The sequence below is a fragment of the Pseudoalteromonas sp. S8-8 genome (genome assembly GCF_000497875.1).
Lineage (GTDB): Bacteria > Pseudomonadota > Gammaproteobacteria > Enterobacterales > Alteromonadaceae > Pseudoalteromonas > Pseudoalteromonas arctica.
The window spans coordinates 1-18,915 of record NZ_AUTR01000068.1 but is presented as its reverse complement, the minus strand read 5'-3'; the positions used below and the strand labels follow the sequence as shown (position 1 = coordinate 18,915).

Annotated in this window: 19 protein-coding genes; 3 read left to right on the top strand and 16 right to left on the bottom strand. The window is 37.9% G+C overall.

Going from position 1 to position 18,915, the window contains the following annotated elements; genetic code table 11:
• The 3 genes from L659_RS0120435 to L659_RS0120425 form a co-directional block, all read right to left on the bottom strand.
• Positions 1–215 (bottom strand): copper resistance CopC family protein (locus L659_RS0120435; RefSeq protein ID WP_024591666.1); only part of this gene is annotated, 215 nt, incomplete at its 3' end.
• Positions 216–237: 22 nt separating this feature from the next.
• The gene (locus tag L659_RS0120430) at positions 238–1,101 is read right to left on the bottom strand and encodes a copper resistance protein B (protein WP_024589685.1); all 864 of its coding nucleotides are present in this window, start codon (positions 1,099–1,101) and stop codon (positions 238–240) included.
• Positions 1,098–2,912 (bottom strand): copper resistance system multicopper oxidase, encoded by a 1,815-nt coding sequence (locus tag L659_RS0120425; RefSeq protein WP_024589686.1) that lies wholly within the window; start codon positions 2,910–2,912, stop codon positions 1,098–1,100. Before L659_RS0120425 ends, L659_RS0120430 begins: the two co-directional genes overlap by 4 nt.
• Positions 2,913–3,078: 166 nt before the next feature.
• Between L659_RS0120425 and L659_RS0120420 the strand changes: the two genes are divergently transcribed.
• Positions 3,079–3,765 carry a heavy metal response regulator transcription factor gene (locus L659_RS0120420; RefSeq protein ID WP_024591714.1) on the top strand — a complete coding sequence of 229 codons (687 nt, stop codon included), beginning with the start codon at positions 3,079–3,081 and terminating at the stop codon, positions 3,763–3,765.
• A complete protein-coding gene (locus tag L659_RS0120415) occupies positions 3,755–5,149 on the top strand; it encodes a heavy metal sensor histidine kinase (protein ID WP_024591713.1) in 1,395 nt (464 codons plus the stop codon). The genes L659_RS0120420 and L659_RS0120415 overlap by 11 nt, the downstream gene beginning before the upstream one ends.
• Positions 5,150–5,426: 277 nt before the next feature.
• On the opposite strand, the gene L659_RS0120405 is transcribed toward L659_RS0120415, so the two are convergent.
• The 11 genes from L659_RS0120405 to L659_RS0120355 all read right to left on the bottom strand — a co-directional run bounded on the left by L659_RS0120405 (position 5,427) and on the right by L659_RS0120355 (position 16,083).
• Positions 5,427–5,846 (bottom strand): hypothetical protein, encoded by a 420-nt coding sequence (locus tag L659_RS0120405; RefSeq protein ID WP_024591712.1) that lies wholly within the window; start codon positions 5,844–5,846, stop codon positions 5,427–5,429.
• Positions 5,843–7,930, bottom strand: coding sequence for a hypothetical protein (locus L659_RS0120400; RefSeq protein WP_024591711.1), 2,088 nt, complete (start codon positions 7,928–7,930; stop codon positions 5,843–5,845). Before L659_RS0120400 ends, L659_RS0120405 begins: the two co-directional genes overlap by 4 nt.
• A gap of 9 nt (positions 7,931–7,939) precedes the next feature.
• Entirely contained in the window at positions 7,940–9,592 is a 1,653-nt protein-coding gene (locus L659_RS0120395; RefSeq protein WP_024591710.1) for a hypothetical protein, read from the bottom strand.
• A gap of 42 nt (positions 9,593–9,634) precedes the next feature.
• A complete protein-coding gene (locus L659_RS1000000123970; protein WP_231388460.1) occupies positions 9,635–10,054 on the bottom strand; it encodes a site-specific integrase in 420 nt (139 codons plus the stop codon).
• A gap of 233 nt (positions 10,055–10,287) precedes the next feature.
• Positions 10,288–10,860, bottom strand: coding sequence for a hypothetical protein (locus L659_RS1000000123830; protein ID WP_196812478.1), 573 nt, complete (start codon positions 10,858–10,860; stop codon positions 10,288–10,290).
• A 164-nt stretch (positions 10,861–11,024) separates the two neighbouring features.
• Positions 11,025–11,258, bottom strand: a complete 234-nt coding sequence (locus L659_RS0120385; protein ID WP_024591709.1) for a hypothetical protein — start codon at positions 11,256–11,258, stop codon at positions 11,025–11,027.
• Positions 11,259–11,373: 115 nt separating this feature from the next.
• A complete protein-coding gene (locus L659_RS0120375) occupies positions 11,374–11,685 on the bottom strand; it encodes a hypothetical protein (RefSeq protein WP_024591708.1) in 312 nt (103 codons plus the stop codon).
• A 663-nt stretch (positions 11,686–12,348) separates the two neighbouring features.
• On the bottom strand, positions 12,349–13,371 hold the full coding sequence (trpS, locus tag L659_RS0120370; protein ID WP_024591707.1) for a tryptophan--tRNA ligase: 1,023 nt from the start codon (positions 13,369–13,371) through the stop codon (positions 12,349–12,351).
• Between the two features lie 545 nt (positions 13,372–13,916).
• Entirely contained in the window at positions 13,917–15,086 is a 1,170-nt protein-coding gene (locus L659_RS0120365; RefSeq protein ID WP_024591706.1) for an alpha/beta hydrolase, read from the bottom strand.
• A gap of 333 nt (positions 15,087–15,419) precedes the next feature.
• Positions 15,420–15,791: a hypothetical protein gene (locus tag L659_RS0120360; RefSeq protein WP_024591705.1), complete on the bottom strand. Its 372-nt coding sequence runs from the start codon at positions 15,789–15,791 to the stop codon at positions 15,420–15,422.
• A gap of 67 nt (positions 15,792–15,858) precedes the next feature.
• Entirely contained in the window at positions 15,859–16,083 is a 225-nt protein-coding gene (locus tag L659_RS0120355) for a hypothetical protein (RefSeq protein ID WP_024591704.1), read from the bottom strand.
• 326 nt (positions 16,084–16,409) lie between these two features.
• Here L659_RS0120355 and L659_RS0120345 point away from each other — a divergent pair, with 326 nt between their 5' ends.
• Positions 16,410–16,745, top strand: coding sequence for a hypothetical protein (locus L659_RS0120345; protein WP_024590361.1), 336 nt, complete (start codon positions 16,410–16,412; stop codon positions 16,743–16,745).
• 15 nt (positions 16,746–16,760) lie between these two features.
• Here the strand turns inward: L659_RS0120345 and L659_RS1000000123560 are convergent, their stop codons facing one another.
• Positions 16,761–16,856, bottom strand: coding sequence for a DUF4236 domain-containing protein (locus L659_RS1000000123560; RefSeq protein WP_076915493.1), 96 nt, complete (start codon positions 16,854–16,856; stop codon positions 16,761–16,763).
• Between the two features lie 181 nt (positions 16,857–17,037).
• Positions 17,038–17,937, bottom strand: a complete 900-nt coding sequence (locus L659_RS0120340) for a hypothetical protein (protein WP_024590362.1) — start codon at positions 17,935–17,937, stop codon at positions 17,038–17,040.
• Positions 17,938–18,915 lie beyond the last annotated feature (978 nt).

The following is an 18,915-nucleotide window of genomic DNA, read 5'->3' as shown; positions in this document are numbered from 1 at the left end:
GGTTTGAAATCAAAGTTTATTGATTTATTTTTTTCATCTTTGATGATGACTTTTGCTAGCCTTACTTCACCACCAAAAGTTAACGAAAGTTGCTCTGGGCTTTGCATTAACATGGCTTCTTGCGTAGGTGTTGATTGCTTGAGTGATATATGCGCTGATGCGGAAAATGTAAGCACTAAACCTAAAATAACTACTGCAGAATTAAATAACTTCATAATTACCTCTTATTTAAAATGATTAAAACCAAAATTTAATACCCGCAACAAATGCGGTGTTATTGCTACTTTGTCCACTTGATGTGGCATAGTCGGCGGTACTGCCAAATTTATTGCTCCATTCAACGCCAATATAGGGCGCAAACTGGCGTGTAAACTCATAACGAACCCTAAAGCCAATCGCGCTGCTTGATAGGCCACTTCCAAGTTCGTTTTGTTTATCGTTTTTGCCATAAAGTGTAATTTCGGCTCGCGGTTGTATAATTAGCTTTTGCGTGAGTAGTAGTTCGTACTCTGCCTCTAACGTAAATGCGGTATTGCCTCGCTCACCTACGTACGCTGTCATATCAAGTTCAAACCAATAAGGGGCTAAACCTTGTAAGCCAAAAGCCAACCATTGCCGATTTTCACCTTCTTTATTGTAATCAAGACGAACACCTGCTTGAGTATCCCAATATGCTGATACGGCGTGACCCCATAAAATATCGGTTTGGTTTTCCTCAAGGCTTCCTTCGCTGAAATCCCCCTCAGTTTTAACTACCAATCGATCAAAGGTAGTGCCGTACCATGCTTGTAAGTCAAATACACCTGCATTTGCTTGCTCGTTATATTCAAGACGATCGCCTAGTAATGCGTAAAATGGATGCTCATCAGCGAGTGTTAATCGCTCATTGCCCTCAAGCGCATATGGGCCTTCTGTTAAAGTTGTTCCCGCAGAGTAAGCATGAGGGTCTCTTGCATCTTTAGGTGCACTTCCTCCTTGTGGTTGCATCTTAGCGCTATTCATTTGTGCCATTTCACTTTGCGCTAATAAAGGGAAACTAATTAATGAAGCCCCAGTTAACATTAATAAACCGAATGATTTAGATAGTTTTAATTGTTTCATGATACGACTACCTCTCTAAACATACCGGCATCCATATGGAATAATAAATGGCAATGCCAAGCCCAGCGACCTACATCGTGAGGGGTGGTTAAAAAGCTGATTCTTTGTGCGGGTTGAACAGGAATCGTATGACGTCGCACTTGCACATCACCTTGCTCGTTTTCTAAATCACTCCACATACCATGCAAATGCATAGGGTGTGTCATCATGGTATCGTTTTGTAAAATAACTCTTAAACGTTGATTATGCTTCATATGCACTGGCGTGCTTTTACCAAATTCTAAGCCATCAAATGACCAGCTATAACGCTCCATGTTGCCGGTTAAATGCAGCTCAATTTCAGCTTCTGGCTCTTGCTGGTTAGTGATCCCTTCAAGTGAGTGTAAATCTGCAAGTGTTAAAACACGGCGACCATTTTTACGTAAACCAATACCAGGATCATCAAGATTTGTTCTAGGCATATCAACGCGCATATCAACTGAAGCTCCATACTCCGTTTTTGCATGACGCACTTTAGAGCTGGCAACCGCCAATGGGTTTTCAGACATACCATGTTTGCTATGATCCATCGCCATTGCACCGTGGCCCATTGCGCTATGATCCATTTTTTTAGAGTTCATGCCTGACATACCAGCCATTGCAGAATGCTCACCGCCGTGGGTCATATTGCCCATCATATCGGTCATCGTTAACCACTCAACAGGATCCAGAGCAGGTATTGGCGCATCAATATTAGGTGCCGTTGATAAAGTTCCTTTTGCGTAACCTGAGCGGTCCATGCTTTGAGCAAAAATCGTATACGCATCATTTTTTGGCTCAACAATCACGTCATAGGTTTCACCAGGGCCGAATCTAAATTCATCAACTGTCACTGGTTCAACGTTTTGCCCATCTGCTTGTACAACCGTCAGTTTTAGCTCGGGGATACGCACGTCAAAAAAGCTATTACTAGAGCCATTAATAAACCTTAACCTAAGCTTTTCACCGACTTTAAATAATCCACGCCAGTTTGCCATTGGAGTACTACCGTTCATTAAAAAAGTCATTGCTGATGCAGATAAATCAGCTAAGTCTGTAGGGTTCATTCGCATCTGATTCCACATTTTTCGGCGCTGTAGAGCATTTGAAATACTGCTGCTTGAAACGTCATCGAAAAACTCTGGAACAGTAGGTTGATTGAAGTTAAATACATCACTCTGTACTTTTAATTTACGGAACAGCGCCATAGGGTCATCATCAGTCCAATCAGATAATTGAATAACATGTTCGTTATCTGCACTAATAATATCGTTTTCTCGCGGTTCAATAATTAATGCACCGTACATGCCTGTCATTTCTTGAAAACCACTGTGGGAGTGATACCAATATGTACCGCTTTGCTGTAGCTTAAATTTATAAATAAAGGTTTCGCCCGGCATAATGCCTTTAAAACTGATACCTGGCACGCCATCCATCTGATAAGGTAGAATGATGCCATGCCAATGGATAGAGCTCGGTACTGATAAGTTATTTGTTACTCTTATAGTAACATCATCACCTTCTTTTAAGCGCAAGGTTGGAGCGGGTATAGAACCATTAATTGTTGTCGCCATACGTACTACGCCGGTAAAGTTAACCGGCGATTCATCTATGACCAGATCTATGACTTCGCCGCTTAATTCGGGCACAGTGCCTGTTAGTGTTCCTGCTACTAAAGATGATGCAGCATGTAACACGCTCGGAAAAGCAGCAAGTACACCACCTGCAATTATGCCTTGAACAAATCGTCTTCGTGGTGTGCTAACCTGTTGTGATGACTTTTTAAACCCCATTTCCTTACTCCTTCATAGCAGAATAGTTATTAAGTATAGAAAATAGACCTGTCTTTAACATGACGCGAACATTACAAAGTTGTAATCTTGATGTCATGTTGCTGTTACGGTGAATACGGCATAATCTTATAACAGACAATAATTATAACTTTAATAAAGGTTTTGCATGCGCTTACTAGTTGTTGAAGATGAAGTGAAAACAGGTGATTACTTAAAGCAAGGTCTGAGTGAAGCTGGTTTTCAAGTTTCATTAGCACGTAATGGGCTCGATGGGCATCATTTAGCAATGACTGAGTTATTTGATGTCATAATTTTGGATGTAATGTTGCCAGATGTATCTGGTTGGCGAATTTTACAATCTATTCGTGAAGTGAATAAAGACGTTCCTGTTCTTTTTCTATCGGCTCGTGACAGTGTCGATGACAGAGTAAAAGGGCTTGAATTAGGCGCTGATGACTACTTAATAAAGCCCTTTGCATTCTCTGAAGTGTTAGCAAGGGTACGCACGCTTCTTCGTCGCGGAAACGCGCATAAAACCGAAGACATCTTACAAGCCTATGATTTAAAAGTTAATATTCAAAAACGGAATGTATTTCGTGCCGAACAACGTATACTCCTAAGCAATAAAGAATTTAGTTTACTTGAACTATTACTGCGCCGTGAGGGTGAAGTACTTCCTCGTTCACTAATCGCTTCTCAAGTTTGGGATATGAACTTTGATAGCGATACAAATGTCATTGATGTAGCCATTCGCAGACTCAGAAGTAAAGTTGATGATGGTTTTCCAGTAAAGCTAATACACACTGTGCGTGGCATGGGTTACAAGCTTGAGGTAATAACCGATGAGCCTTAATGAAAAACCATTATCTTTAACAATGCGAGTGGTATTGTTTGTTGCTTTGACAGTGATAGGCTGCTTAACCCTCGTCGCTTCGCTTATAAGTAGCTCAATAAATCATCATTTTTTACAACAAGATAGTGGTGAATTAAAAGTTATCACACAGTCTGTCAAATCCGTTTTATCTAAGCCATACGCGTCGGAAAAAAACCTTAGAAATGCGTTATCTCAAGCCGTGGCGGGTCATCATGGGGTTTATTATCAAGTTAATACAGCTCAAGGAAGGCTTATATATAAAAGTACGGCAACAGACTTTAGCGAATTTGTTTTAAAAGTAACCACCTCAAACAGTTTTAACCAAAACAACATAGTTGAATGGCAAAAAAACACACATACTTATCGCGCTTTAGTGAGTGACTTTAGTACTGAGCAGCAACTTTATAAGATCACAGCTGCTATTGATATGAGCTTTCATTTACACTTTCTCAATCAATTTCAGCAAAGCCTTTGGGCTATTATGTTTGGTTCAGCGGTACTCATTTTATTGGTGGCTTGGTTTGCTATACATCAAGGACTCAACCCAATACGTGGTTTAAGCCAGAAAATGCATGATATCCAAACTAATAAAATGGATGTAAGGCTTGATGAAGGCCAAGTACCGATTGAGCTTGTTAATATGGTGCAATCTTTCAATGCAATGCTAGACAGGTTACAAGGTGAGTTTATCCGCCTATCAAATTTTTCCAGTGATATTGCTCATGAGCTACGTACACCGCTTACCAATATAATAACTCAAACACAGGTTGGTCTATCTAAAAAAAGACAATCCGAAGAGTACCAAGAGTTATTATTTTCTAACCTCGAAGAGCTTGAGCGGCTAACTAAGATGGTTAACGACATGCTTTGGCTGGCAAAATCTCAAAACGGCCTAATTAAACCAGCCCAAGATATTTTATCCAGCCATGAAGAAATTGAGGTGCTGTTTGAGTATTTTGATGCATTAGCTGAAGAGTCATCGCTGATACTTCATAAAGCAGGTGAAAACATCAGCTTTTATTGTGACAAGCTACATTTTCGTCAATTGTTATCAAACCTGTTATCGAATGCTATAAGATATGCACCGAAGGGGTCATCAATTACGGTATGTAGTGAAATAACATCTGCTGAAAAAGTATGTATCTGTGTGAGTAATACCGGTGAGAAAATACCTTCTGCACATTTACCTTATTTATTTGATCGCTTTTATCGATCAGATAAGTCTCGTCAACGCCATAGTGATGGCGCTGGTTTAGGGCTCGCTATAGTTAAAGCCTTAGCTGAAGCTAATGGCGGGAATGTAAAGGTTTGTTCAAACGATCAGAATACCTGCTTTAATGTTTATTTAAATTTATTTAAATAGTATTCATTTAATGTCAGCTATACTAATAATCGGCTCATGTGTTGAAACTTGCCTTTGACAATTGTACTTATTCAGTTAAATAATTATTTTACCTTTTCCACATTGTTAGTTCAGCCGCTTTATATTGATATTGATATTGTAGTATCGTAAGTGCTAACCCATTATGTTGAGCTGCAATATTTGTTATATGGCTTTTTAATTGTTGAACTTCATCAGGGTACATCTCATTTAACCTTGTTTCATTTTTTAGGCGATGCTTTAAGCAATTGAAGATATATTAATTTTTCTTCAGTAAAAATAACTCTGACTCAAGATCATTTATCTTTTTTAAGTGCTGGTGATTTGAAAGCGCTAGGGCATTGTGGGTAGAAGAAATTTGTGCCATTTGCTCTTTTAAGCTGGCTATTTCCGCTCGATATTTTTCTTTTAACCGTTTCTCGTTGGCAAGCTTTTCACGTAACTTAGTAACATCTGAGTTTTGCTGTGCTTGCTTTTTTGTTATAGCTTTTGATTTTAGTAGTTTAATTTTTTCAATGACGTCTGAGTAATAGTAAGCTGAGCCATTACCAAGGTTAGCTTCTTCCTCAACTGCAATGGCACTTAAACCTCGTTTGGCATCAATACGTACTGTATCGCCAGAAAGTATCCTGTCAATTGCGCTTAGAAGCTCTAACCTTGTATTCTCTGACTTACTCAAAGCTGTCTGATCTCAATTTCGGGTTTGTATGGAGTGTAGCTTATCTCAAAGTAGTCCATAACCTTTTCAGCTGCACGTAATTGCGTAATAAAATGGCTTAGCTGCGATTGAGATAGTTTAGTATGCTGCTCCATTTCAGTTATAGTCTCAACAATCCACTGATGTCGTTTTTGCCAAGCTTGTGCTTTTGTTTCGTCTATAACAACGTTCTCGCAGTTAAAACAGTTGGTTGGTGATACGACCTTTTCCATTCTGCATTCATAACCAGCCATGCAGTATGAGTGAAGTGTACCAGCAATAGATATTCTACCAGCAGATACTTGAGCATAAAGAGCATCCCAGGATGAGTATTTAACAGCGGTATCTTCTCTATCTTTAACAACATCTATACCTTTCTTACCATATAGCTTGTCATCTGAGTTATACCACTGATGCAATAGTTGTGTAGTGACTTCTCTATCTACTTCTTGAAGTAAATTATTGAGTTCTGAATCCACTTTTACATGTTTTATTTTGGCTGCTACGCCGCCTTCTGAGTACCACTGTGCCATTGGTAAATACAGGTGCTTGTATTGCTGCTTAATAGCGACGTCAGATAGTAAGTTGTAACGTTTGCCAAACACCGCAAAAGTTCGTCTGAGTTGATGGGTTGTAAAAGCCCAAGGCTTACCTATAACTATCTTTTGCTTGTAAGCGTGTGTGTTTAGGTTTGGATTTAGAAGTTTAAACTCTTCATAATCTTGCTCATTTACGATGGCGCCAGCCTCTTCTACTAACTGCTTATGATGAAGGGCAAAAGGTGGACCTGTCAGCATGTTTGGCTTTCTGCATTTCATTTGTTGAACTAACCAGATGCTTGAGGCTCTAGCATTTTCAACTCGGTCATCTGAGAGCATGAGCTGGGTTCTCATATTTTGTGTCAGTAAAGATGCTAGTTCTATTGCTTTTCCAGTTATTGGAGATGTCAACCATTCTGCTTTTTCCGGCACTGCGGGGGTCATTTTACTATGATAGGACTGAAGTGAATAAAACACTTGGTCTTTTAGTTTTAACTTTTTGAAACTATCAGGATGTAAGCTATAAATCTCGCTTCTTCTCATGCCTGAAAAGGCACCACAGATTATAAAGCAGCAAGTAAGAATATGGGAGTATAACCAATTGAATCTTCGTATATCACTAGGAATTAACTTTTCTGTATCGGCGTTGGAAATATAGCTTTTAAGTATATTGGTAGAAGTTTGGGGTTTAGCTTTAGTTATCTCAGCTTTGTAGTGAGGGGAATCAGATGTTAACCAATTCCATTGTCCTGATTTTATTTTGTTATCTACGGCCGCTTTACCAATTTCATAGTTTTCTTGCTGCTCGGTATGGATAGCTAATAATGTATCTCGAATAGGATAGTAAGTATCTATATACTCGATAGCCTTTGTGTATATGAGTTGCATCAAGCGTGATGGAATGGCATAAAATTGCTCGCTTTCTAACTTTGTAGGACATCCTAGCTGACGGCCTAATTCTGTAATTGATGTTGTTAAAGGTAATGATAGTTTTATGGGGATTTGGTTTCTTATAGCCTGAATCCAATTTAATGCAACAATGAGTTTGGAAATATATCTTCCACACATTTTAAGTGACTTTAAATATTCGCAAAACCTAGAAAACTGTATGGGATGGTTAAGGACACAGATCGAATCTGCTTTGATGGATTCTATGTATTTATATACTTGGGTTAAATTGATATTTCTCTCTAAAAATGTTGTGGTTTTTATCGTTGCCCCTTGCCTTAAAGTGCCGACAGCAAACAAACCAAGGAATGCGAGTAACTTTTGTTCTTGTAATAGCGAAGTGGTTGTTAAATGTGTAAATGAGGCGCGTTTTTTAGAAACAATTTTTGCATCTACATAGTGTGTTAAATCCCATATGTTATCGCCAAAGTAACTTATGGTTTTACCATTTTGGTCAATCATTACTGGGATTTTGTTTAAATTGTCCCAATCCTTATTTTCAAAATACTGTATTGCCTGTTCAACAAAAACAGTATTCTCTTTTATAACTTGTTCTGGTGCAGCAAGTAACGGTTTCATAGCATTTCCTTATAAAACCAAATTAAGCGTATCGGGCCAAAAAGGGTGGCGACCAATTGTATGTAGCTTCCGCTCAGCTTGCCTGCGCACTTTTAAGTCGATACTAAAAAGCACTTGCTTTATTTTTCTTAGTACTCGATCAAAATTGTTTTTAAAGTGTGACATGTTGAGGTGATCTTCTTTGGCATCCTCTAACGCTTCATAAAAACTCAATAAACACCAAATATCATCAACTTCTTCAACCAGCACTTGATTTGGGCAGGAAAAGCAATTTAATAAGTCTGCACAGGCAAGATGGGTCATGTCAACGCTATCGATAGAGGCCTTTCGTCGAAAACGGTCACCATGGTTATCAAAGGGGTCTTTGCAACCTGTACCTAAAGGTGTTTTTTGACCATTCCCTGATTTAGCATAGCGGTTTACGAATTCATCATAGGGTAGTATTTCTAGATTCATTTGCTCAAGAGTTTGTTCTCGTGCTCTACTAATATCGCCACATTTAATTGCATTTTCTAAGGTGTTAGCTGTGGCTTGAAGTTGGGCGTTATTTTCTGACTCGTTACCTCTGCTATAGTGCTTTCGAACTACATCAGGTGTGTTATTGAGCAACATGGATGTTTCGAGTGAGTTTCCTGTGAGTGCTAAGTAATTAGATGCACCTGTAGCTCTAAAGCGTTTAGCTTCAGGCCTAAGTTGTTGACCATTGTCATCAGTCAAATCGAATATATTAATTAGCCAATTCATATTGGAACGAATATGCGTTGGGCACAAGGGCTTATTTATCCCGTTAAGACATTGATGAAGTAGTCTATTGGCATCTGGAAACAGCACGTGCGTAAGGGTGATAAGGTCATTAATAAAATTTAGCGCATGCTTTGGAATGTCTGTGCTAAGATTATCGCCGAGCTCGATGGTAACAAATTTATTAGCTCTCTTCTTTAATGCTGTTTGCACAAACCACTTACCTTGCTGTCCCTTTTTTTGTGAAGCTTTGGGGATATCCATATCTCTTATCGTACTAGCGTTTGCCCATGTGTAATAGGCAAGTAAGAAATATGCAGCACAGTAACACTTGGTAATAGCACCACTTACAGGCACTTCGATTTTATTAAAAGAAAAGCTCGCGTATTGGTCGCTTCTCCTTGCTTGAATGTATTCTTTAGGTGAGGTTTGAATTTGCTTGGAAAGCTGAAAATATAGTTCTTTTAGTATTTTAATTAACTTTTTCAATTCAGATTCTGAGTATGCTTGAGTTGGATTTATTTGGCTGCGAAATAGTTTGAATTTAGAAAACCACTCATCAACAGGGTGATCTAGCATCTTCATTATTGTTCTTATACTACTTAATTCACCTTTTGCTGTGTTTGAACTTTTGCTGCCAATTCTAACGCTGTGAACTAGAGCTGTTTCAAATGCATTGATACCCTCTTTTGAATCTGGATTTACGGGAATACTGTCACAAATATTCACATACCGTGTAAATGTTCTAAAAAGGGTATTCATTGTTGTGTCAGTATATTCTGTATTAGCTTTGAATGCTTGATACCACTTAATGATTTGGTTGTCTCGGTTAAGCAAAGTACCCCGATGCATTTCAAAAAGTTTAGGCACGCCTTTGTATCTAAATCTTTGAAAGTCTGGGTATACAAATTGTATCACCATAAATATTTAACTTAAGGTCAATATTTAAATTTGATTTGTTAATCACAAGAGATCCTCATGCTCATTGATGACTGACTCCATAACTTGATCTAAAAAGCAAACTGCACGTATCGATGCCTTGCTTCGGTTTATAAAGTTAAGGTATCGCCAAGTTGTTTTCTCATCTTTATGTCCCATCCACCCCATGATTAATGACATAGCATCGAATGGTGACAACCCAACTTTCTCGTCTAAAAGGGACGCAAGACGAAATGTACCGTAAGTTGCACGTAAATCGTGTGTTCTATGCTGAAAGTGGGTATTTAGCTCATTGCGTATGTAATTAAGAGTTAAGCTAAAGTGACGCTGTATTGCATTGGTAGTATATGGCTTGCCTCTATTGGTAATTAATAATTCCGTAATCGTTTTATCGGTTTTAGACTCTCTTTTCTGGCGACGCTCACTAATCAAGTAGCGATGCATCTTGTTCATTAACAGTGTTGGAATTTCGATAGTTCTGACTGAGCCAAATTTGGTGAGTACACCGTTATGAGGTCCTATACTAACTTGAATATGGTATTTATTCGGGTCACATCTATTCACTAGGTTAGCAGGAAAGGTGCAGGCTTCTTCTATACGAAGGCCGCACATGAGTTGTAATAGTTGATGTATTTGGAACTCAATTGACTGTTCTTTGAGTGCTCGCGAATATAATTTTACCTCATCTTTGTAAGGGGATTCAAGCTTTGCTCTGGTGTACGCCTTGGGACCCTGATCCTCAAGTCTGAACTTCTAACAACATAATTACGATTGATATGCGCAAGCATCCCAGTCGTTTTGATGCTAACAAACTCTACTTCAAATGGTTTATTTTCCTTAGAGAAGTTAATTAACTTCTCATAATATGCCCACTCGTAGAATTTAATTATATGGTTCATATATACAGCTGCTGTTGAGCTATTTAGCTCACCGGCTTTCACTGAGGCCAAAAGATCTTGGTTTCGGAAAATATATGTGGGCTTATTTGATTTGATAGTTGGAAAATCTTTCCAAGAGAGCTCATGACTTTTTAAAAAGCGCCAATATCGACTTATGGCACGAACGTTTGAATTAATGTTTTTCGCGCGCTTAACGTTAATGAGGTGATTCATCCAAAGATTTATTGGCATGACGTATTCACCATTTTCATAAAAAGTTGGAAAGCCTTTTAGCTGAATGCTTGATTTTGTTTTGCAAAAAGGAGTTTGGATCTCAGTTTTAAAATCATCTGATTGAACTATTGTGAGCATAAAAAAGCTGACCAATAATTGTACGTTAATTGGTCAGCTTAGTTCGTTTTCCAGAGTTAGCAAATGTAAAGTTTCACTTTTCCAGAGAAAAATTTACATAGTAGGAGTACATTCCAACATTTAATAACCTAGCATTTCTGCTACTGCTTCCTTTCAAAAAAAGACTAATCCAGCCTCAGATTTTTGATACTAAATTCATAATTTTTACCTTTAATACTCAACTCTAATTCGTCTTCATTAAGCTCAAAACTAGGGAATTCATAGCTGGTTTTAAACTCAGTGTGAGGAATACCGAAACTTCGAATTTCATCCCCAAACAATAGATGCGGGCCAAAGCTTGAATGCTGCCCTGTAAATACAGATACTGAAACTAGCCCATTCCTGCCTGATTTATCCATTAGCTGACAGTAGCTTCTTGCATTGCTTTGCCGTTACGGTTAAGGCCGCTAGAGTCAAGAAAACCTATCATTGCCATTACATTTTGCATACGAGACATATTTTGTTAATCCAAGACTAAAATTCTGATTCAGGGTCATCAGCATTGACTGCCCAAACTGGAATGCCATTTATGAACTGACCCACTTTCCAACCTGTCTTTTGAAGAATTTCGGCTGAGGCAGTTTCAGGGACGTTAAACCAATATGAGTAAACCATTTCACCACTGGAGCCAGTATCTTCATGTAGTTCAATGTCTAGTTCATCATACTGCTCATCAGTTAAACCTAGATATTCAGCAAGTTCATTCATATTATCACCTAGTTTATTTGGCAGTCCGTGACCTGCGTCAATGTCTTTTTGGTTTCCACTATTTGCGATTTGTGACATTAGTGTCGCTGAAATCAAATTACATATCAATCACTTAAAAATAACCTGCAACCATTCCCCGACATAAAATACAACCATACAATGACATAGATGTTAAGGGTTATGTGTGTTTTAGGCTGTCGTTGGCAAATCGCTATCGTCAGTACGTACATAAAGAATAGGTAGAATTTCAGTATTTACGATTGTAGGGCTAAATTTAAGCCTATCCTAATACTTGGTTTTCGTTCAAACCGAACTTCGCAAAAGTGCCAACAGCAGACATTGACATTACTTTTCAAAAACCTCTGAATTGGACAGCTAAGCCACCAGAGCGGCCATTGAACTTTTAAAATTAGAGCGTTAATCTAAGGCGATAACGCCCCTTTACGACTCACAAAACAAAAAATGGCTAAATTCACTTAAGCACTACGAGGCCAAATTTGGGTATTAGCAAGCATAATACGTTCGCTATTGTTAACTAAAAGTGCAGAAAAAGTGATAGATAAAAAGGTTACTATTTAGTAAGTAGCCTTCAGTCGTCGAATATAAAGGGGGTTATGTTAAACGCAGAAATACATCTAACTTGCTTGTGTGCTCATTACACCTTAGCGAGTAAAATTTTCTTGTTTATTTCCCCTCCTGACTTTGGAGGCTTGTTTTCCTCTTTCAATAAAAGTATTACAACTAAAATAAACTCAAGCCAAATGCATTTTTAACACTGTTTAGAATCTGATTCGATTCTTCTTGTGATTTGTCACTTCCATTCCTAAGAATTTCGATTAACTGCGCTTTATCAGATATAAATGATTTTCTACGCTCCCGAATGGGTTTAAGAGTATCTTGCAAACACTCTTCGAGAATTTTTTTTAGTGATCCATCACCTAAACCGCCTTGTTGGTATCTCGCCTTTAATTCACTAATATAAGCAGTATCACTATGGAATGCATCCAAGTATGTAAAAACAACATTACCTTCAATTTTACCCGGGTCTTCAATTCGTAAATGGCTAGCGTCGGTATACATTGATTTTACTGCCTTAGAAATATCCTTTTCGCTTGAATCCAATAAAATACTGTTACCCATTGATTTAGACATTTTGCTTTTACCGTCCAAACTTGGCAACCGAGGTACTTTGCTTAACAAGGGACGGCACTCAACTAAAATATCCGCTTGAGCGATATAATTTAGTTTTCTCACTATTTCATTGGTTTGTTCAATCATCGGTAATTGGTCATCACCTACGGGAATAAGTGTTGCTCTAAATGCTGTTATATCGGCCGCTTGGCTAATGGGATAGGTTAAAAACCCTGCTGGTATTGAAGCGCCGAATGACTTACTTGCAATTTCACTTTTGACCGTTGGGTTTCTCTGTAATCTAGAGACGGAGACTAAATTTGAATAATACATGGTCAATTCTGATAAGGCAGGTATTGCTGACTGCAAACAAATCGTGGTTTTTTGAGTATCAATACCGACGGCCAAGTAGTCTGCAACGACATTCAAAATATTGGATGATACTTTATGAGGGTTGTGCCCATTGTCCGTCAGACCTTGTAAATCCGCGACTAAGATGGTCTGTTCGTACTGATGCTGTAAAGCAACCCTTTGTTGAAGTGAACCAACGAAGTGCCCGAGATGTAACTGCCCCGTTGCTCTATCACCGGTTAGTATTTTGTCTTTGTTAAGGGGAAGTGTTTGATTTTGCATAATATGACTCCTAATTTTACCATCGGAGACATAAGTTGCTTTATTCATAAACAGTCATCCGACGGCTTTGAATAAATGTGATCCAGCGTCGCTCTATAAAATAGAACGCCACCAAGAAATTGAGGTTAGTTGAAATATGTTTTTTATCTTCATGGCTAAAATCTATCATTCTATGAATGACGATTCAATAGAAATATCCGCGAATGGGTAAATATCCAGAACAACGATCCCTTTATGCTCGGTATTGGGAAAAAGCGACCGTAAATGAAGTAGTCCAACAGGTTAATAGAGCAAAAACCCTAAGACGCTTTGTGCCCCATTGCGAGTTAGACCGATAGATGTTTTATGGTGACAATATACTCATATTCAGAGTTTATAACTCAAATATCAACGGCAGCTTTGAGCTTGAAGCAGTCATACAATGTAAAAAATACGACTGACCGCTTATCGCTCTTTGCCGAAGTTCGGCTCAGTGCCAATTCCGGACGGTGTTGTTTTTTTTGATACATAAAATCAAGGGTGACCCCCTTAGCATACCTACATATCTATTTCTCTGTATCAAACCCAGCAATAAACTCATCGATAGAGGTTTTGAGGTTTTCTTCATGGCTTTTTATTTTTCCAAGAGCCAGCATAGCTTGCTGTTTAGCCTTATCTTGATCCCCTCTCTCTTTGTAGCCTTTGGCCAGATTAAACAACACCCATGCAGAATCTAAATAAAGCCCTGCGTTATATTGCAACAGCTCCATGCCTTTTTCGGGCGACTCAAGCCCTGTCATATAATATGAGGCAAAATTGATCGCACCTTTTCGAGGTTTGATCTCCTGAAATAAGTCTTGCGACAGCAGCTTAAAATGCTTATCAAAACCTTCTGGCCCCTCTGTAAAAACTCTAAAGGGTACTGACCAGTTACGATACAATTCATTGGTGGAATTAACCAGACCAGTCATTAACGTCGCTACGTGGGGGAGCGTTTGCAAATGTTCTATCTTAAATCTGAGGCCGTTGGGTTTGGTTTCTTCCAGAAATGCCTTTAATTCTAAAAAACCCTCACGCATAGCTATTGCCGAATCATCAATCACCTGAAAACCTTCATCTCCTAGATTGACATAAAGAAACTGATTCAAATCTTCTTCTGAAGACAGATACCTTTTCAGTTTAGGCAATGTGACTTCATTACCCCAGTGAATAGAAGGACTTAATGCAACGTGGGCAGTAAACAAACCCGGTCGGGAGTGCATTGCATGCAAAGAAAGAAGCCCGCCAAGAGAGTGTCCGCTTAGGGTTTTAAAATCAGAGGTTTGATAGTGCTTATCGACAAAGGGAAGCAACTCTTTCTCTATATAATCTAAAAAGGCATCAGCACCACCACCTTGTTTATATTCGACATGTTCAGTCGGTGTGTAATCCCTGATTCTGCTTTCGTTTTCAATTGCAATCAATATCATGTGTGGAGCCAAACCATTCTCGTAATAGGATGACATAACCCCCTGAATCATGTCCTTGTAATATTTGCCATCCAGAAAATAATAAACTGGATATTTATAGTCCGGAAAGTCACCATAATTATCAGGCAGATAAACGGTGACGTTTTGCTTTTCTCCCAACGTCTTAGAGCTAATTATGTGTTCTTTAACAATGACAGCATTGGCAGAAAATAGAGGAAAAAGACAAATGATTGTGGCGACGAGCCTTAGCTTTTTTAAGTAGTTCATAAAATTCCCTGTTTATCATTTTTTCGAGATAAGTTGCCGAATAATAACTTTAATGAAAAGCGATTAAGGTGGCCATATAAAGATAATTTAATTAGGTCATGCAATAAAAGCAATTGCCATAATGCAACTAAAAATTAAACCAGACTACCACCTTAATTGAACAAACAAAGCTATCCCAATTAATATGGATGGCATCCTAATTTCTACTGAACTTCGCAAAAGTGCCATGAGCAGACATTGGCAAAGCTTCGCTTAACCGGCGTAAATAAAATAGCAGGCTGAAATTAGCAACGAAGAAGCAAAAGCAAATTGTTATTCCTATGACTGCAATTGTTATGCCTTAAGCTCAAAAGACAGCCCATCTTTACCTGTGGGTTTTAGACTAGTATTAAACTCATAGCTTCTTTTATAAATTATTTCTAATTTAATATGGTTGATTCTATCTTTATAGGCGTTTAAAAATCTTGCTGTTGCTTTACGTATTTGGGAATCACTAAATTTTATTTTTGTTAACGCATTTAAGTTGTTTAAAAATATCCTATCAGCATCCATTCTTTGATTACCATCTACAGGCTTTAACGTTACGCGAAATATAGCGTGATCGGGTTTTAACTCTATTTCTGTATTAATGGCTCGTACGATATCTGCGCCAAATTCATGCCAATACTCAATAGTCGTACTTCCCTTTCGAAGACTTCTTAGCAACTTGATACTCCTTATGAAGCATTGCGCTTACATAATTTTCCGTTTAATGTTCGTACTAGGTGCGATCTTAATTAGATAAATCGAACATGACACAGCCATTACCGGCAGCTGCTATACGTACTAACTCATCCGTAGTCTTTTTTGATGAATTAATAATATTTATTGTTGCACCTTTGCCTGATGCTGCAGATGCAATACGTACCATTTGATCTGCTGTTTTTCCATTTGCATCGATATGCATCCCACCGCCCGCTGCTGCGATACGAACTAGCTGATCTATAGTTTTAGCCATGTATCATTTCCTTTTAAGTATTTAAATATATTTAATGGGATTGCTTTATTGGATTGTAAATAAACTAAAGCACCTAAAAGCTTTATAAAAGCACAATTCCCCATTTTGACGTGAAAATGTCTTTTTCTATGATCTACTATTAGTAGCAAATAGTATAAGTTATTGCCAGTTATAAATATTATGCTTACTGTAGGTTCTTCGAACATGCGTAATAGGGGAAAGTTTCCACTTATCATTAATTAGCTTATGGCAATTGACTGACCGCAATTCGCTCTTTGCCGAAGTTCGGCTTAGTTCCACTAGCAGACATTGAAGATTCTTAATGTGTGACCCATACGCTTCTAGACAATGCCCGCATCCAAGCTAAGCTCGAAGTAGAGCAAGAACAAGCAGAAATTGAAGCTGAAAAAATACTAATATCAGAGACTAAAAAAGATTTAAACGAGTGCTATCAAAAGGAAAAAAGAAAATCGGATGAAATTGGAAATACACTGACTGAAAAAAACGAATTAATACAGCACAATAAACGAGAAATGAAAATCGAAAAACAGAAGGCAAAAAATCACGGTAACGCTCTTAGTCGAAAAAACAGTTTGATAAATAAATTAAAGACCAATGCTGAATACTTAAGTTCATTCATCGAAGAGAGCTATGAAACATAAAAGCTCTCTTCGAATTCAACCTTTACCTCCAACAGAAATGCTAGTAATTCCCTTTTTTCCTAGGTTGCCCCTTGAACCCTTACCTATTCTGATGCTCTTTCTAAATCTCATGTAGCTGTCCCTGCATTAATTAATGTTTACTCTATATCTTAATTTAACAAAGCTCAAAGTATCAGAGCAACAAAAGAAAACTTAATAAGGTTCATAATGGATGTTAGAAATAGTGTTACATAGGAGTTGAACTTTCATGTATTTTAAAGCCTTGTTTTACAAGGCTCTATTTTTTAATTAATTATTTTGTATAAGTACATATATATGAACCAGGAGCTTTACCGCCTACACAAGAAACTCGACCTGCAGAAGAAGGTGATTTAGCAGAGGTACTGTAAAATTGGGCTCCAGAACGCACGGCAGCATCATAAAAATTTGAGAAAGTTGATAAACCACCTTTTTTAAAGGTATATGTACGTGGTGATGTTACAGGAAGTGTAGGTTCAACTTTGTTTCCGTCAACATCTCTACCATGTTCAAAATCCCATATAAGCTCATCACCAATAATTCCATATAACGAATATATTGCAATGCTTTTGTCATCAAAAGCAACCTGCATAAAGACTTTTTCAATTTCAGCAACGCCAGAAACTTTTGCCGCTGCGATTGTAAAGTTCGATATATCCTGTTCTAGGGTTGTATGTTCATTATAATAAGATGAAACTTCATATTGTTTTGCACCAAATCCAACTAAGTCCCAAGCGCTACCTGCAATCTCTTTAGGCACAATAGTTGCGCTTACTCCAGCTAAGCTTGCAACAACAGCACTTTTTGCATCAGATATATTATGAAAAGTATTTAAAGCGTCCTGCTCTACACCATAGCTATCTACAGTCCAACTATATATAGGTATTCTTACATCTTGAATATGACCACCACGACCATCAGGTTCATTATCTCCTTTTAATATCCTGTACCCTGTAATGGTCTTAGAAACATTGAATTTCTCAATAATTGATTTATCTAGATTCATTACATAAACATCGCGAGGGCGATCTACTTTAGCTTTTAATCTTGCTGTATTTTTGAACTGTTCGAAAGAAAAACATGTTGAGCATTCAGTGTAAAGTGGAGTTTCCGAGGCTAAACTTGAGAAAGAAACTAGTCCAATTAAAGATGTTAAAAGTAAATTTTTTATCATAATCATTCCATAATTAAATAAACGTAAAAGAAACATTATTATAATTTCTTTTTCATTACTTTTAAATCATTAACAACTACAAAAGCATTACCCATTAAGAGTTAATGTATGGGGGATGGGTAACTAACCCACTATATCGCGGCTTTTAATTTTAACTAGGCGAAGCCGTAGCGAGGAACGAGCGCGACTTTACAGAGTTAAATGCAAAATAGTCCTTAAAAAACGCGTTCACCAATCTTCCAGCTAAAAAAAGCTAATCGTGCCTTGATAAACTTCTCTTTATGGAGCTTAGAGGCTCGATAAGGAAATTTCATAGGCACAGGTAAATTGCATCACTTTTCATACAAAGTCGCTTAGAATCACTCTGAGGAGTGAAGTGTCGTGATTTTTTGGGGGATGCCGTAGCTAGGGGAAAGGCCGACAGGAGTATAAACTGAAGAGTGGCTTTAATGCTTAAAGTTTTGTAACTTATTCACAGGCTAACGCCTTTTTAATAACTCTTGTTTTTAGCACCGCTGTAGCCACCTAAAACTGTAGTCAATAAAAGAGAATAAGATGTTTTTTTATAGCCAATTATTAAGTAGATGCCTCAATCGTCTTGACTAAATAAATATAGTCCACCCTCCGCCTCGAACAACTTAATATAACTAGCGCCTCAATACCTGGCTATCACTCATCCACGAACCGCTTTGTAGCGTGCTAAGCTTAAAGATCAATAAAAAACTGGAGCACACTAAACTCGCCAATTAAAATCGTTTTTCTTGTAATTGATTTATTTCCCTCATTATATCGGTTTGTGGGGGTAAAAATTTGACTGTATGCGAGCCGCGCAAATGTCTGCTCGTAGCACGTTTACTTGTATATGTGAACAAACACCAATATGAGTAATTAACTATTTTTAGCCAATCACAATGACCGCTATTCGTTCTTTGCCGAAATTCAGCTTAGTGCTATCAGTCGTAACTCGTTTCTGCCCCA

Coding starts and splice junctions, on each gene's coding strand:
- L659_RS0120430 (WP_024589685.1), bottom strand. CDS start 1,101: ATGAAACAATTAAAACTATCTAAATCATTCGGTTTATTAATGTTAACT.
- L659_RS0120425 (WP_024589686.1), bottom strand. CDS start 2,912: ATGGGGTTTAAAAAGTCATCACAACAGGTTAGCACACCACGAAGACGA.
- L659_RS0120420 (WP_024591714.1), top strand. CDS start 3,079: ATGCGCTTACTAGTTGTTGAAGATGAAGTGAAAACAGGTGATTACTTA.
- L659_RS0120415 (WP_024591713.1), top strand. CDS start 3,755: ATGAGCCTTAATGAAAAACCATTATCTTTAACAATGCGAGTGGTATTG.
- L659_RS0120400 (WP_024591711.1), bottom strand. CDS start 7,930: ATGAAACCGTTACTTGCTGCACCAGAACAAGTTATAAAAGAGAATACT.
- L659_RS0120395 (WP_024591710.1), bottom strand. CDS start 9,592: ATGGTGATACAATTTGTATACCCAGACTTTCAAAGATTTAGATACAAA.
- L659_RS1000000123970 (WP_231388460.1), bottom strand. CDS start 10,054: ATGCATCGCTACTTGATTAGTGAGCGTCGCCAGAAAAGAGAGTCTAAA.
- L659_RS1000000123830 (WP_196812478.1), bottom strand. CDS start 10,860: ATGCTCACAATAGTTCAATCAGATGATTTTAAAACTGAGATCCAAACT.
- L659_RS0120385 (WP_024591709.1), bottom strand. CDS start 11,258: ATGGATAAATCAGGCAGGAATGGGCTAGTTTCAGTATCTGTATTTACA.
- L659_RS0120375 (WP_024591708.1), bottom strand. CDS start 11,685: ATGTCACAAATCGCAAATAGTGGAAACCAAAAAGACATTGACGCAGGT.
- trpS (WP_024591707.1), bottom strand. CDS start 13,371: ATGCAAAATCAAACACTTCCCCTTAACAAAGACAAAATACTAACCGGT.
- L659_RS0120365 (WP_024591706.1), bottom strand. CDS start 15,086: ATGAACTACTTAAAAAAGCTAAGGCTCGTCGCCACAATCATTTGTCTT.
- L659_RS0120355 (WP_024591704.1), bottom strand. CDS start 16,083: ATGGCTAAAACTATAGATCAGCTAGTTCGTATCGCAGCAGCGGGCGGT.
- L659_RS1000000123560 (WP_076915493.1), bottom strand. CDS start 16,856: ATGAGATTTAGAAAGAGCATCAGAATAGGTAAGGGTTCAAGGGGCAAC.
- L659_RS0120340 (WP_024590362.1), bottom strand. CDS start 17,937: ATGATAAAAAATTTACTTTTAACATCTTTAATTGGACTAGTTTCTTTC.